The organism is Brachybacterium sp. FME24 (assembly GCF_014897705.1).
Lineage (GTDB): Bacteria > Actinomycetota > Actinomycetes > Actinomycetales > Dermabacteraceae > Brachybacterium.
Genome location: NZ_JABUXV010000001.1, coordinates 1 through 13,877 on the forward strand (window position 1 = coordinate 1; position 13,877 = coordinate 13,877).

Sequence of the window (13,877 nt, forward strand, 5' to 3'; positions counted from 1 at the left end):
AAATAATGGCATCAACAAACAGACACGCTATTGAGATATCAAGCAACACGCGCACATCGTCATCTTCCCGCTCTAGCGGTGTGAGTCAGAGGCTCGGATGCGCCAGCCGGTCAACCCGGCCCACGACTTTCGTTCCGTCGTCGTCCTGGCGCGAGTCACTACTCTAGCAGTTCTTCGCGGCCCAGTCCAACTCCGCTTCCCGTGTCCTGCGTCTCGGTCAGATCGCGGTGCGATCGTCCCGGTGAGCTGGTCACGGCCGTTCTCTCGGTTGCCCTCGAGACCGGATCCTCAGCTCGTCCCCATCCGCTCCGTGCCGCTGCTCCCGGGGGAACCTCTCGGCCTTTCGCGTCTGCGTCCTCGCTGCTGACAAGAAAGAAGATTACGCGCCGAGGGCCGATGGGGCAAACCCGCGATTTCAGCCTCCGTTCACCTGTTCTGACCGCCATCACTGCAGGTCACTAAGCCTTTTCCCGAGTTGGGAAAGCGCTCGTTCACCCCGATGTGACCCACGTCTGAGAGGGGGGTCACGGGGAGTTGCGGCGGCGGCCTTCGCCATGGCACTCCTCGAGCCGCCTCCGCCCGCGGCATGTGCGTCCAGAGCACCGCCCTCAAGAGCCTGTTCGCTGGAGTGGTCTCGCTATCGAGGTGGAGGCACTGGGAGGTAGAGACCTTCCTGCGCCTCCCCCAGGATGCAGATCGCCCCGGCGCCTCCTGATCAGGAGATGCCGGGGCGACCGAGCGAGCTGGGCGATCAGCCGACCACGCGCACCATGGCGGCGTTCTTGCGACCGCGGCGCAGGAGGAGGTGCCGGCCAGGCAGCGCCTGGAGATCACCGATCTCCTGGGCGAGGTCGTCCGCGGTGAGCTTCTCGCCGTTCACCGACAGTCCTCCTTCGTCGGCGCCGCGACGGGCGGCGCCCTTGGACTGCACGATGCCACTGGCCACGAAAGCGTCCACCAGAGGCGTCGTCGGCGGCAGCTCTGCCCCAGGCAGCTCGCGGGCTATCGAGAGAACGGTCGGCTCCTCGAGCTCCCGCACGTCACCGCGGCCGAACAGCACGGCTGCCGTGGAGGTCGCCTGCGCGGTGGCTCGCGACCCGTGGACCAGCGTGGTCAGGTCATCAGCCAGGGTTCGCTGAGCCGTGCGCTGGTGGGAGGACTCCACGGTGGCGCGCTCGAGCTCGGCGATCTCCTCCTGCGAGCGGAACGTGAAGTACCTCAGGTAGTTCACGACGTCCGCGTCGGCCGCATTGAGCCAGAACTGGTGGAACGCATAGGGGCTGGTGAGCTCGGGATCGAGCCAGACGGCACCGCCTTCGCTCTTGCCGAACTTCGTGCCATCCGCCTTGGTGACCAGCGGTGTGGTCAGCGCGTGCGCGTCGTGTCCCTCGACCTTGTGGATCAGCTCGACGCCGGAGAGCAGATTCCCCCACTGATCGTTCCCCCCGTACTGGAGGCTCACCCCGTGCCGACGGTGCAGTTCGAGGAAGTCGATTCCCTGCAGCACCTGGTAGCTGAACTCCGTGTAGCTGATCCCCTCATCGCTCTGCAGGCGACGAGAGACGGTCTCCTTGCCGAGCATCGTGCCCATGCGGAAGTGCTTGCCCATGTCTCGCAGGAAGTCCAGGGCGCTCATCTGCCCGATCCAGTCGAGGTTGTTCACCATGGTCACGGCGAACTCCCCCTCCAGGTCGAGGAAGCGGGAGATCTGTCCCCGCAGGCTGTCCACCCAGGCACCGACGATCTCGGAGTCGTTCAGCACGCGCTCCCCGGACATCCGCGGGTCACCGATGAGACCGGTCGCGCCGCCCACCAGGGCGTAAGGATGGTGACCGGCCAGCTGCAGGCGCCGCATGGTCAGGATCTGGGTCAGGTGGCCGACATGGAGGGAAGCCGCCGTCGGGTCGAAGCCGCAATACAGGCTGACCGGTCCGTCCGCCAGAGCGTTGCCGAGCGCCTCGCGCCCGGTGGTCTGTACGACGAGTCCTCGCCAGGCGAGCTCGTCCAGGACGGAATGCATCGATCGGTTCCTCTCGGTGGGGCACTGGGTGCCGGATGGTTCGGTGCAGGGCGCCGACGCCGACGCCGGTTCGCGCGGTGCACCGCAGACGCGAGCGGGCGTCCAGCGCCATTGTCACAGATCGGCGCCCGCCCGGTCGGAGTGGGTCGCAGGTCGAGGACCGGCGGCCTTCAGCGAGCCCCGAGCCGGCCCCCGAGACGAGGAGATCGGTTCTTCGGTCCAGAAGCGCCCGAGTCGCGACAGGATCAACCCGCGTCGCGCTGGGCGTCACCTCTGGAATCAGGCGTGGCCGGTGACCTGTCCGGTCACCGGCCACTGCCAGGGCGCCTCATCCGTCGTCGTGGCTCATGAGCCGGCGCCGGATGGCGGCGCGTGCACGTTCACCGATCCCGGGTGAAGCCCCGCAGCGCGGTGATCGTCTCGGCGACCGCCTGCTCCTGCTCGGCCACTCGGACCGGAGCAGTCCCGCCCTTGGCATCGCGCGAGGCGATGGAGCCCTGGACGGTGAGCACCTCGCGCACGGAGGAATCGAGGTGCTCGGAGATCGCGGCGAGCTCTTCGTCGGTGAGGTCCCACAGCTCCTTGTCCTGGGACTCGGCGACCTTCACGCAGGAACCCGAGATCTCGTGGGCGCTGCGGAAGGGCACTCCGCGCCGCACCAGGTGATCGGCGATGTCGGTCGCGAGCGAGAAGCCCTGCGGCGCCAGCTCCGCCATCCGGTCGGTGTGGAACACGAGCGTGGCCATCATCCCGGTGAAGGCCGGCAGTACCAGCCCCAGGGAGTCGACCTGGTCGAAGACGGGCTCCTTGTCCTCCTGGAGATCACGGTTGTACGCGAGCGGAAGGGCTTTGAGCGTGGTCAATAGGCCCACCAGGTCGCCCACGATCCGCCCCGCCTTGCCACGGGCGAGCTCCGCGATGTCCGGGTTCTTCTTCTGCGGCATGATCGAGGAGCCCGTGGAGAAGGAGTCGTCCAGGGTGATGAACGAGAACTCCTTGGTGTTCCACAGGATCACCTCCTCCGCCAACCGCGACAGGTCGATGCCGATCATCGCGAGGGTGAAGGAGAACTCTGCGGTCAGGTCCCGTGAGGCGGTCCCGTCGATCGAGTTCCACACCGAGTCGGAGAAGCCGAGCTCAGCGGCGACGGCCTGCGGGTCCAGCCCGAGGCTCGACCCGGCGAGCGCCCCGGATCCGTACGGCGAGCTGTCCGCGCGACGATCCAGGTCACGCAGGCGCTCCACATCGCGGAGCAGCGGCCAGGCGTGGGCCAGCAGGTGATGGCTCAGCAGCAGCGGCTGGGCGTGCTGGAGATGGGTGCGCCCCGGCATCGCCGCCCCGTGCACCTCGAGCGCGCGGGCCTGCAGCACGTCGACGAGATCGAGCACCTGGTCGCCCACGACGCGCGCCTGATCTCGGATGAACAACCGGATCAGGGTGGCGATCTGGTCGTTGCGGGACCGCCCGGCCCGCAGCTTCCCCCCGAGGTCTCCCCCGGCCCGCTCGATGAGTCCGCGCTCGAGGGCTGTGTGCACGTCCTCGTCGTCGGGCCCGGCGACGAAATCACCGGAGGCGACGTCGGCGGCGAGCTGGTCGAGCGCCGCCTGCATCCCCGCCAGCTCGTCATCGGTCAGCAGCGAGGCGGCGTGCAGCACGTTCGCGTGCGCCTTCGAGCCCCGCAGGTCGTACTGGGCAAGTCGCCAGTCGAAATGCGTGGACACCGACAGTGCGGCCAGCGCGGCCGCCGGGCCGGTGCCGAAGCGACCGCCCCAGAGGGAGGCACGCTCCTGGGCGGCCGACGGATCCCCGGCAGGTGTCATGCCCTGCGAGCTCATGCGTCGTCCTGAGGAGAGGAGAGGTCCTCGCCATTGCCGAAGGCGACGTCGCGGGCCGCAGCCTGCTTCGCGGCCAGGCCGTAGATGTCGATGAAGCCGCGGGCGCTGCCCTGGTCGAAGGTGTCGCCCTCGTCGTAGGTGGCGAGGTTGAAGTCGTACAGGCCGGTCTCGGAGCGACGACCGGTCACGGTGGCGCGGCCGCCGTGGAGGGTCATGCGGATGTCGCCGTTCACATAGCGCTGGGTCTCGTCGATGAAAGCGTCCAGGGACTTCTTCAACGGGGAGAACCACTGCCCGTCGTAGACCATCTCGGTCCAGCGGTCGCCCACGGTGCGCTTGAAGCGGGCCTGCTCGCGCTCGAGGGTCACGCGCTCGAGCTCCTGGTGCGCGGTGATCAGGGCCATCGCGCCGGGTGCCTCGTAGACCTCGCGGGACTTGATGCCCACCAGACGGTCCTCGACGATGTCGATGCGGCCGATGCCCTGGGCGCCGGCGCGACGGTTCATCTCCTGGATGGCCTCCAGCGCCGAGACCTTGCGGCCGTCGATCGCGACGGGCACACCGCGCTCGAAGGAGATGACGACCTCGTCGGCGACCGGCGGGAAGGCCGGGTCGTCGGTGTAGCTGAAGATGTCCTTGGTGGGCTCGTTCCAGATGTCCTCGAGGAAGCCGGTCTCGATGGCGCGGCCCCACACGTTCTGGTCGATGGAGAACGGGTTGTGCTTGGTGGTCTCGATCGGCAGACCCTTGCGCTCGGCGTACTGGATCGCCTTGTCGCGGGTCAGCGCGAGGTCACGCACCGGGGCGATGCACTTGAGCTCGGGGGCGAGCGAGGTGATGGAGACCTCGAAGCGCACCTGGTCGTTGCCCTTGCCGGTGCAGCCGTGGGCGACCGTGGTGGCGCCGAACTTCTTGGCGGCCTTGACGAGGTGCTTGGTGATCACCGGGCGGGAGATCGCGGAGACGTTGGGGTAGGCGTCCATGTACAGCGAGTTCGCCTTGAGCGCCTGCATGCAGTACTCCTCGGCGAACTCGTCGCGGGCGTCGGCGACGTAGGCCTCGACGGCGCCGCAGTCCAGGGCGCGCTGGCGGATGACCTCGAGGTCCTCGCCGCCCTGGCCGACGTCCACCGCGCAGGCGATGACGTCGGCGCCGGTGGCGTCGTGGATCCAGCCGATGGCCACGGAGGTGTCGAGGCCGCCGGAGTAGGCGAGGACGATGCGTTCGGTCACGGGAATGCTCCTAGTCGAGTTCAATCGGATGTCGTGGTCGGCGCGGTGAGGCGGCGCCGGGGTCGTCGTCAGGGGGTCGAGTGCTGCGGGTCGGCGCGATGGCGGCGGGGCGGGGCCGGAGGGTCGGGGGTGTCCCGTCGGCCGTCGGCCAGGTCCAGCAGCCGGGCGGCGAGGCGGTCACCACCGGCCGGATCGCGGGCGACCAGCAGCACGGTGTCGTCGCCCGCGATCGTACCCAGGACGTCGGGCATGACCGACCTGTCCATGGCCGAGGCGAGATACTGCGCACCCCCCGGTGGGGTCCGGACGACGACGAGGTTCCCGCTGGCCTCCGCGGAGACCAGGAGCCCTTCGGCCAGTCGTGGCAGCCGCGCTTCGAGCAGCTCGTTCTCGGCCGGCGGGCCCGCGGGTCGGGATGTGCCGCCCTCGGGCGGGAGCCGATAGACCAGGCTGCCGGCGGAGCCGCGGACCTTCTCCGCCTGCAGCTCGACCAGATCGCGCGAGAGCGTAGCCTGCGTGACCTCGGTTCCCTCCCCGGTGAGCAGCTGCGCGAGCTGCGACTGCGAGGAGACCTCCTGGTGGGTGAGAAGCTGGACGATGCGCTGCTGGCGCGAGGTCTTGGTCTGCGCGAGGGCTCGTCGTTGCTCGCTCATCGTCGCTCTCCCAGGGGGCGGGCATGCCCAGCGGTGGCCTCGGTGTCCTCGTCGGGACGGGCGAGAAGCCAGGCGAGCAGCGCCTTCTGGGCATGCAGACGGTGCTCCGCCTCGTCCCAGACCACGGACTGCGGCCCTTCGAGCACCTCGGCGGAGATCTCCTTGCCCCGGTAGGCGGGCAGGCAGTGCAGGACGATGGCGTCCGGCAGGGCGTGCGCGAGCAGTGCGGTGTCCACCTGGAACGGCACGAACGGCCGCTCCCGCTCGGTGGCCTGGGACTCCTGTCCCATCGAGACCCAGGTGTCGGTGGCCACGGCGTCGGCCCCGGCGACGGCGGCGACCGGGTCGTCGGTCACGGTGATCGATCCGCCGGTCGTAGCCGCGATCGCCTCGGCCTTCGCCAGGATCTCCGGCGCCGGCGGATAGGCGGCAGGCGTCCCGATCCGCACGTGCAGGCCGGCGGTCGCGCCGCCCAGCAGGTAGGAATGCGCCATGTTGTTCGACCCGTCGCCGACGTACGCGAAGGTCTGTCCGGCCAGTGCGTCGACGCCACCGCGATGCAGCGCGATGGTGGCGAGATCGGCGAGGATCTGGCACGGGTGGAAGTCGTCCGTGAGCGCGTTGACCACCGGGACGCCGGAGAGCTCCGCCATCTCCTCGACGCGATCCTGCCCGTACGTGCGCCAGATGATCGCGCTGACCTGCCGGCCGAGCACCCGGGCGACGTCGGCGACCGATTCCCGGGTGCCGATCTGGGCGAGGTTGCCGTCGACCAGGAGCGGGTACCCGCCCATCTCGGCGATACCCGTCGTGAAGGAGACCTGGGTGCGCAGGGTGGGCTTGTCGAAGATGACGGCGACCGACTGCGGCCCCGCGAGCGGGGTGCGCACGTGGCGGTCCTCGCGGAACGCGGCGGTGAGCTCGAGGACCTCCTTCTGCTCGGCCGGGCTCAGGTCGTCGTCGCGCAGGAAGTGGCGGGGCATGTCAGTTCTCTCCTTCGGTGGCCGCGGCCGCGAGCAGCTCGGGCAGGGCTGCGGTGAACGTGTCGAGGTCCGCCTGGGTGATGATCAGCGGCGGGGCCAGGCGCAGGGTGGACTCGTCGGGCGCATTGAGGATGAATCCGGCCTCCAGGGCCGCCGCGGCGACCTGCTTGGCGATCGGCCGTGCGAGGCCGATGCCGAGCAGCAGTCCGGCGCCGCGCACCTCGGTGATCAGCGGGTTCCCGAGCGCGAGGAGGTCGCGGCTCAGCTGCGCCCCGACGGTGCGGACGTGCTCGAGGATGCCCTCTTCGAGGAGGGTGCCGATCACGGCGAGTCCGGTCGCGGCCGCCAGCGGGTTCCCGCCGAAGGTGGTGCCGTGCTGACCGGGCTGCAGCAGGTCGTGGACCCTCTGCCCGAAGGTGATGACGGCGCCGACGGGGAATCCGCCGCCGAGGCCCTTGGCCAGGGTCATGACGTCGGGCTGGAGATCTTCGATCCCCTGGTGGGCGAACCAGTTCCCGGTGCGTCCCATGCCCGTCTGGACCTCGTCGAGGACCAGCAGGGTGCCGTGCTCACGGGTGAGCCGGCGCAGAGCGCGGAGGTAGGTCGTGCTCAGCGGGCGCACGCCGGCCTCACCCTGGATGGGCTCGGCGAACACGGCGGCGACGTCCCCGGGGGCCAGGGCGGCCGCCAGCGCCTCCTCGTCGCCCGCGGGGAGGAACTCGACGCCGCCGGGCAGCGGCTCGAAGGGAGCTCGGTAGGCCTCCTTCGAGGTCAGCGCCAGAGCGCCCATGGTGCGGCCGTGGAAGGAGTTCGTCAGCGCCAGGATGCGCGGCCGGCCGGTGCGACGGGCGATCTTGAAGGCCGCCTCATTGGCCTCGGAACCGGAGTTCGCGAAGAACACGGCGGAACCGGCAGGCGCTGCGGCGAGGGTCAGCAGCTTCTCGGCGAGCTCGATCTGCGGTGCGGTCGCGAAGAAGTTCGAGACATGCCCGAGCGTCTCGGCCTGCTTGGTCAGTGCCGCCAGGATCGCGGGATGGGCGTGGCCCAGGGTGTTCACGGCGATGCCGGCCAGCAGGTCGAGGTACTCCCTGCCGTCGGTGTCCCACACCCGCACGCCCGCGCCGCGGGCCAGGATCCGCTGCGGGGTGCCGAACACCGGCAGCAGGGCTTCTCGGTACCGCGCCCCGAGATCGCCCGAGGGCTCCCCGGCCCCGGCGGAGTGCGTGCCGACGCTCGGGGCGGCCGCCGCCACGAGGGCGCCGCCGCCCATGGAGAGCCCCTGCGAGCTCTCCGTCGGCGTGGTCGGATCCTGCTCAGACATAGTCATCTCTCCTGACCATCGTGCCCACACCCTTGGTGGTGAAGACCTCCAACAGCACCGCGTGCTCGATCCGCCCGTCGATCATGGCGGCGGTGCGCACGCCGGAGTCGACCGCGCCCAGCAGCGCCTCGGCCTTCGGGATCATCCCGGAGGTGAGGGTGGGCAGCATCCTGCGGAGCTCGGAAGCCGTGATCTCGGGGATCAGGGAACCGCGATCGGGCCAGTCGCCATACAGCCCTTCGACGTCGGTGAGCACGACGAGCTTCTCGGCGTCCAGGCCTTCGGCCAGCGCGGCGGCGGCGAGATCGGCGTTGATGTTGAGCACCTCGCCGGTGGGCACGCCGTCGGCGCCGACCTCCGGGGCGATCGAGGAGATCACCGGGATGCGGCCGCTGTCCAGCAGGTCGCTGATCGCCTCGATGTTGACGCCGTTGACGGCACCGACGTGTCCGAGGTCGACGTCCTCGCCGTCGACCACGGTCCCGCGGCGGGTGGCGGTGAACAATCGGGCGTCTTCCCCGGACATGCCGAGGGCGAAGGGGCCGTGCTGGTTGATGAGTCCCACGAGCTGGCGACCCACCTGACCCACCAGGACCATGCGCACGACGTCCATGGTGTCGGAGTCGGTCACGCGCAGTCCGCCCTGGAAGGTGGAGTCGATGCCGACGCGGTCGAGCATCTCGTTGATCTGCGGCCCACCGCCGTGGACCACGACGACGTGGATGCCGGCCAGGCGCATGAAGACCATGTCGGCTGCGAAACCGCGGCGCAGCTCCTCGTCGATCATGGCGTTGCCGCCGTACTTGACCACGACGATCTTTCCCCGGAAGCGCTGCATCCACGGCATGGCCTCGATCAGGACCTCTGACTTCTCGCGCGCCTCGGTGCGCGCGGCGTCGAGCTGGGCGAGAGGGTTCTTGCCGACCAGGGGGCCGTCGGTGCTCGTGGCATCGTCGGGGTCCGGGCCCGAGGGAGATGCCGGGTCCGGTGCGGGGTCAGGGACGCTGTGCGACGGGTTCATGAGGAATATGCGCTGTTCTCTTCGACGTACTCGTGGGTGAGGTCGTTGGTCCAGATGTCTGCGGTGACGTCGCCCGCGCCGAGGTCGACCTCGATGAGGGTTTCGCGCGGGGTCATGTCGACCTCGGAACGGTCTCGGTGGGCACCGCCTGCGCGGCACACCTGGACCCCGTTGACATGGACCGACAGGTGCTGGACATCGAAGGGGGCACGCTGCTCGGGCACGCATCCGGCGGCGGCCACGATGCGACCCCAGTTCGGATCGTTCCCGAAGATCGCCGCCTTGACCAGGTTGGAGCGGGCGATCTCGCGGGCCACCGCGAGAGCTGCCTCCTCGGTCGTCGCCGAGTGGACGACGACGTGAACGTCATGGCTCGCGCCCTCGGCGTCGGCCACCAGCTGGCGGGCGAGATCGGCGCTCACCGCGCGCACGGCCTCGGTGAGCTCCTCGGTGCCGACGGTGATCCCGCTGGCGCCGGAGGCGAGCAGGATGACGGTGTCGTTGGTGGACATGCAGGCGTCGGAGTCGACCCGGTCGAAGGTGGTGCGGGTGGCTTCGCGCAGCGCCGCCTGCGCGGTCTCGGAATCGACGTCGGCGTCCGTGGTGAGCACCACGAGCATGGTCGCGAGCTGTGGGGCGAGCATGCCTGCGCCCTTGGCGATACCACCGACGACGGCCCCTGCGGCCGTGGTGACCTCGGCGGTCTTCGGCACCGAGTCCGTGGTCATGATCGCGCGTGAGGTGTCAGCGTCGACGTCGGCCCCGGCTCCGAGCCGTGCGGTGGCGGCAGTGACCCCGGACAGCAGAGGGTCCATCGGCAGGCGCTCACCGATCAGGCCCGTCGAGCAGACCAGCACGTCCTGCGCGGAGACATCGAGGACGTCGGCGAGGTGCTCAGCGGTGCGGTGGGTGTCGGCGAAGCCGTCGGGCCCGGTGCAGGCGTTGGCGCCGCCGGAGTTCAGCACCACGGCGCGGGAGCGGCCGTCCGCCACCGCCCGGCGCGACCACAGGACCGGGGCGGCCTGGACCCGGTTCGTGGTGAACACGGCGGCCGCGGTATCGCGGGGGCCATCGTTGACGATGAGTGCGAGGTCCAGGGCGCCGGTGGACTTGATACCGGCGGCGAGACCGGCGGCACGGAAGCCGAGGGGGCGGGTGATCGACACGGGGGTCTCCTCACGAAGTGGTCGGGTCAGAGGGGGCGCAGCGGCGGCACGTCCGGACTTTCGGGGCCGAGCACCGCCCAGCAGGGTCAGGGGGCGATCGCAGTGCGCGTGAGGCCGGTGGCCTCCGGCAGGCCGAGCGCGAGGTTCAGGGACTGGATCGCGGCGCCGGCGGTGCCCTTGACCAGGTTGTCGAGGGCGACGACCACGGTGGCCTGGCCGCTGTGGCGGTCCACCGCGGCGCCCAGGCGTGCGGTGTTCGCCCCGGTGACCTCGCCGGTCGACGGGAAGATGCCCTCCTCGAGCACGGCGATGAAGTGCTCGTCGGCGTAGTCGCCGCGCAGGGCCGCGAGCAGATCCGCCGTGGTGGTGTCGCCGGTGATCGGAGCGTTGATGACCGCGAGGATGCCGCGGCTCATGGGCACCAGCACCGGAGTGAAGGTGAGGCGCAGGCCGTCCTTGCCGGAGGCTCGGCGCAGGTTCTGCAGCACCTCGGGGACGTGCCGGTGACTGCCGCCGACGGCGTACGGCGAGGCCGAACCGGAGACTTCGCTGAACAGCAGATGCTGCTTGGGCGATCTGCCCGCCCCGGAGAGGCCGACCGGCAGCACGGCGCTGAGCTGCGAGCCGTCGACGAGGCCGGCGCGCACGAGAGGCGCCAGGGCGAGGGAGACCGCCGTGGCATTGCAGCCGGGGACCGCGATCTCGCGCGCTCCGACCAGCAGATCGCGCTGACGGGTGCCGTCGGCCAGGGGCAGCTCGGGCATGCCGTAGGCCCACGTGCCGGAGTGCTCGCTGCCGTAGTACTCGGCCCAGTCCTGCGCGCTGTCGAGACGGTGGTCGGCGCCCAGGTCGAGGACCAGCACATCGGGATCATCGGCGCGCAGGGCGGCGGCGATCTGCCCGGACTGCCCGTGAGGCAGAGCGAGGACCACGACGTCGTGACCGCGCAGCGTCTCGACCGTGGTCTCCTGCAGCACCGGGTCGTGGCCGAGGTCGATATGCGGTGCGACCTCGCTGAGACGCCTGCCGGCGCTCGAGTGCGCGGCCACGGTCGCGACCTCGACGTCGGGGTGCGCGGACAGCAGGCGCAGGGCCTCTCCCCCGGCGTACCCGGAGGCGCCGACCACGGCTGCGCGCAGGCGGCGGGCGGCGGCTCCCTGTGACGCGTGGGCGGGCGTGGGAGAGACGGATGCACCGGAGGCCGAAGTCATGCCGGAAGTATATACAGTTCATTGCATGATCAGCCAGCTGGTGGGGCGACGACTTCAGGCCCGCTCGAGCATGCGGTGCTTCAGAGCCTTGCTCCACTCGTAGTTCGTCTGCGAGATCGTGTCGTCCTTGAAGGCGACGCCGTCCCGATCGACGGCGTACGAGAAGACCCCTCCCTTGACGGCACCCTCGGGCTGCCAGTCGGCAAAGGCGACCGCACGCGATTCCTCGAACGGCTCGGACGTGTCGTTCCATTCGTTCCAGTTGTCGTTCTCCTCGTAGAACGAGAACCCGATGAGGTACTGCTCGGAGTCGATGTGCGGCGCGAAGGTATCCCACGTGCCGTGCAACGAGGAGACAGCACGCCCATAGGACTGCACGAGCACGAAGTCGAAGCACTCGGCCGTGGCCCGGAAAAGGGGCACGGTGCCGTCCCTGTTGGTGTCGTAGATGAAGAGTCGATCTGTGCCGCTCTGGGGCCCGATCAGTCGCGACAGCTCCTGGAAGACGCCCACTGCGCGAGCAGTCTCGGCTCCGTCGAGACTGCGCTCCATGTCGATGTCGAGTCCGTCGAGGCCGTGAGCGTCCACCAAGGTTTCGACGAGATGCTCGGCGTTGTCCCTATGCCCCTGCGGCGTGTCCGGAAAAGCGGGGTCGAGTACGGCGCGTATGTCAGTGGTCCGGACTGCGCGGGTGCCGCGGTCATGCAGCGTCGGAACATACTCGTCCCGCAGGATGCCCCAGAACGGACTGTCGTCCGGCGTGTAGTCCGGGAAGACGAAGACCAGGTCGATCTCCGGCGGGATCTCGCCGATCGAGTTCGGCCGCGACGGATCGACCGCCCTGTCGTGCCAGGTGCGGAAATAGGCGAACTCGAGCGGGGGCGCGAGCTCGCCGAGAGCCGTGGCCGCCGAAGCACCCGGAGACTGGGCATGACCGGGCATTTCACCGCGTTCGGCAACTCCGCGGCCTGCCCCGTCTCCTCGGGAATGTCCGGGAGGAGCAGCAATCGCCCACGGAGAGGCTCCGAGGACCGTTGTCGTGACGGCCCCCGCGAGCAGGGTCCGACGAGAGGTGGTGCGAGACATCGGTGTCCTTTCCTGGGACGGGAATCGTGACCCGTCGTCCTCACGGGCACCCACGAACGGGCAACCGCTTGATAAACCGGATCCGCTGCGTGAACGGCAGTCGGGTCACGAGTGGGTAACATCGTCCGGTGCGATCAAGTTAACCGCTAAAGTCGCCACGTACAACCAATCATCGACGATTGCTCGGACTCCGAGGGAGCGTCCCGTTCACGAGGCGGTGTTCATGACCGAGCCTGCGCCTATCGATGCCCTGGGGTCGGCGGCATCGACGCAGCGCCCAGCGGAAGCATCCGACGACGGGCCCACCTCGGGCCGCAGACGCCCGACTGCTCGGTCGAGTCGACTGGCGGGCCTGGTCTACCTCCGGCAGCGCCTGACGATGTACCTGATCGTCGCGTTCGCGAGCGTCCTGGTGAACTTCATCCTTCCGCGCTTCATGCCGGGCGATCCCGCTACGCAGATGATCCGCGACATCACCAACCGCACCGGCGCGCCGCCGTCGGGGTATCAGACCCGCATGATCAAGGCCCGGTACGGAGACCCGGAGCGCCCGGTGCTCCTGCAGTTCTGGGACTACATCTCGCGACTCGTCCAAGGTGATCTCGGACAGTCCTCGCAGTACTACCCGATCCCTGTCACCGAGCTCATCGGTCGTGCCCTGCCCTGGACGCTGTATCTCGCCATCGTCTCCACGATTCTGGGGTGGATGATCGGCACCTACCTCGGCGCCCGCCTCGGGTGGAGGCCCGGCCGACGCCTCGACGCGATCCTGACCCCCGTCTCGATGTTCTTCAGCTCGATCCCTGCGTTCTGGCTGGGCCTGCTGATCGTCTGGTACCTCGCCTACAGCAACGGGTGGTTCCCCAACCAGGGCGCGTACAACAACTCGCTGGAGATCGACTTCTCCGACCCGGACTTCTACCTCTCCGCGCTCTACCACGGGGCGCTTCCACTGGTCACGCTGATCATCGTCGGGTTCGCCCGGTGGCTGTTCTCCATGCGCAACATGATGATCACGACCGTCAACGAGGACTACGTCCAGCTCGCCCGCGCCAAGGGACTCCCCGAGAACCGGATCCGCAATCGCTACGCCGCGCGGAACGCCCTGCTCCCGAACTTCACGGGCCTCGCCCAGAGCATGGGCGGTGCGCTCACCGCAGTGATCCTCGCCGAGACCGTGTTCATCTACCCCGGCATCGGATCGCTCCTGACCGGCGCCCAGGCCGCCCGCGACTACCCCGTGATGCAGGGAGTGATGCTCATGGTCATCTTCGCCTCGCTGCTGTTCAACTTCATCGCCGACTCCGTGTACGTCCTCCTGGATCCGCGCACCCGGGAGGTGACGTGAC

The 13,877-nt window shown here is 69.3% G+C and carries 11 protein-coding genes; 1 reads left to right on the forward strand and 10 read right to left on the reverse strand.

The features are described from left to right. Positions 1 to 751 precede the first annotated feature (751 nt). The 10 genes from tyrS to INT51_RS00050 form a co-directional block, all read right to left on the reverse strand. Positions 752 to 2,020, reverse strand: a complete 1,269-nt coding sequence (gene tyrS, locus INT51_RS00005) for a tyrosine--tRNA ligase (protein WP_193103146.1) — start codon at positions 2,018 to 2,020, stop codon at positions 752 to 754. A gap of 380 nt (positions 2,021 to 2,400) precedes the next feature. Then, positions 2,401 to 3,855: an argininosuccinate lyase gene (gene argH / locus INT51_RS00010; RefSeq protein WP_193103147.1), complete on the reverse strand. Its 1,455-nt coding sequence runs from the start codon at positions 3,853 to 3,855 to the stop codon at positions 2,401 to 2,403. Then, entirely contained in the window at positions 3,852 to 5,087 is a 1,236-nt protein-coding gene (locus tag INT51_RS00015; RefSeq protein WP_193103148.1) for an argininosuccinate synthase, read from the reverse strand. Before INT51_RS00015 ends, argH begins: the two co-directional genes overlap by 4 nt. Positions 5,088 to 5,155: 68 nt before the next feature. After that, the gene (locus tag INT51_RS00020) at positions 5,156 to 5,740 is read right to left on the reverse strand and encodes an arginine repressor (RefSeq protein ID WP_193103149.1); all 585 of its coding nucleotides are present in this window, start codon (positions 5,738 to 5,740) and stop codon (positions 5,156 to 5,158) included. After that, on the reverse strand, positions 5,737 to 6,723 hold the full coding sequence (gene argF / locus INT51_RS00025) for an ornithine carbamoyltransferase (RefSeq protein ID WP_193103150.1): 987 nt from the start codon (positions 6,721 to 6,723) through the stop codon (positions 5,737 to 5,739). Before argF ends, INT51_RS00020 begins: the two co-directional genes overlap by 4 nt. Before the next feature lies 1 nt (position 6,724). Beyond that, positions 6,725 to 7,993 carry an acetylornithine transaminase gene (locus tag INT51_RS00030; RefSeq protein ID WP_370540774.1) on the reverse strand — a complete coding sequence of 423 codons (1,269 nt, stop codon included), beginning with the start codon at positions 7,991 to 7,993 and terminating at the stop codon, positions 6,725 to 6,727. 43 nt (positions 7,994 to 8,036) lie between these two features. Then, positions 8,037 to 9,065 carry an acetylglutamate kinase gene (gene argB, locus INT51_RS00035; protein ID WP_226831785.1) on the reverse strand — a complete coding sequence of 343 codons (1,029 nt, stop codon included), beginning with the start codon at positions 9,063 to 9,065 and terminating at the stop codon, positions 8,037 to 8,039. Beyond that, on the reverse strand, positions 9,062 to 10,231 hold the full coding sequence (argJ, locus tag INT51_RS00040) for a bifunctional glutamate N-acetyltransferase/amino-acid acetyltransferase ArgJ (protein ID WP_193103152.1): 1,170 nt from the start codon (positions 10,229 to 10,231) through the stop codon (positions 9,062 to 9,064). Before argJ ends, argB begins: the two co-directional genes overlap by 4 nt. Positions 10,232 to 10,317: 86 nt before the next feature. Next, complete coding sequence (gene argC / locus INT51_RS00045) at positions 10,318 to 11,442, reverse strand: N-acetyl-gamma-glutamyl-phosphate reductase (RefSeq protein ID WP_193103153.1); 1,125 nt, start codon at positions 11,440 to 11,442, stop codon at positions 10,318 to 10,320. Positions 11,443 to 11,496: 54 nt separating this feature from the next. After that, complete coding sequence (locus INT51_RS00050) at positions 11,497 to 12,384, reverse strand: endo-beta-N-acetylglucosaminidase (RefSeq protein WP_193103154.1); 888 nt, start codon at positions 12,382 to 12,384, stop codon at positions 11,497 to 11,499. 367 nt (positions 12,385 to 12,751) lie between these two features. Here INT51_RS00050 and INT51_RS00055 point away from each other — a divergent pair, with 367 nt between their 5' ends. Then, on the forward strand, positions 12,752 to 13,876 hold the full coding sequence (locus INT51_RS00055) for an ABC transporter permease (protein ID WP_193103155.1): 1,125 nt from the start codon (positions 12,752 to 12,754) through the stop codon (positions 13,874 to 13,876). Position 13,877 lies beyond the last annotated feature (1 nt).

Coding starts and splice junctions, on each gene's coding strand:
- INT51_RS00055 (WP_193103155.1), top strand. CDS start 12,752: ATGACCGAGCCTGCGCCTATCGATGCCCTGGGGTCGGCGGCATCGACG.
- argB (WP_226831785.1), bottom strand. CDS start 9,065: ATGAACCCGTCGCACAGCGTCCCTGACCCCGCACCGGACCCGGCATCT.
- tyrS (WP_193103146.1), bottom strand. CDS start 2,020: ATGCATTCCGTCCTGGACGAGCTCGCCTGGCGAGGACTCGTCGTACAG.
- argC (WP_193103153.1), bottom strand. CDS start 11,442: ATGACTTCGGCCTCCGGTGCATCCGTCTCTCCCACGCCCGCCCACGCG.
- INT51_RS00050 (WP_193103154.1), bottom strand. CDS start 12,384: ATGCCCGGTCATGCCCAGTCTCCGGGTGCTTCGGCGGCCACGGCTCTC.
- argH (WP_193103147.1), bottom strand. CDS start 3,855: ATGAGCTCGCAGGGCATGACACCTGCCGGGGATCCGTCGGCCGCCCAG.
- INT51_RS00030 (WP_370540774.1), bottom strand. CDS start 7,993: ATGGGCGGCGGCGCCCTCGTGGCGGCGGCCGCCCCGAGCGTCGGCACG.
- INT51_RS00020 (WP_193103149.1), bottom strand. CDS start 5,740: ATGAGCGAGCAACGACGAGCCCTCGCGCAGACCAAGACCTCGCGCCAG.
- argF (WP_193103150.1), bottom strand. CDS start 6,723: ATGCCCCGCCACTTCCTGCGCGACGACGACCTGAGCCCGGCCGAGCAG.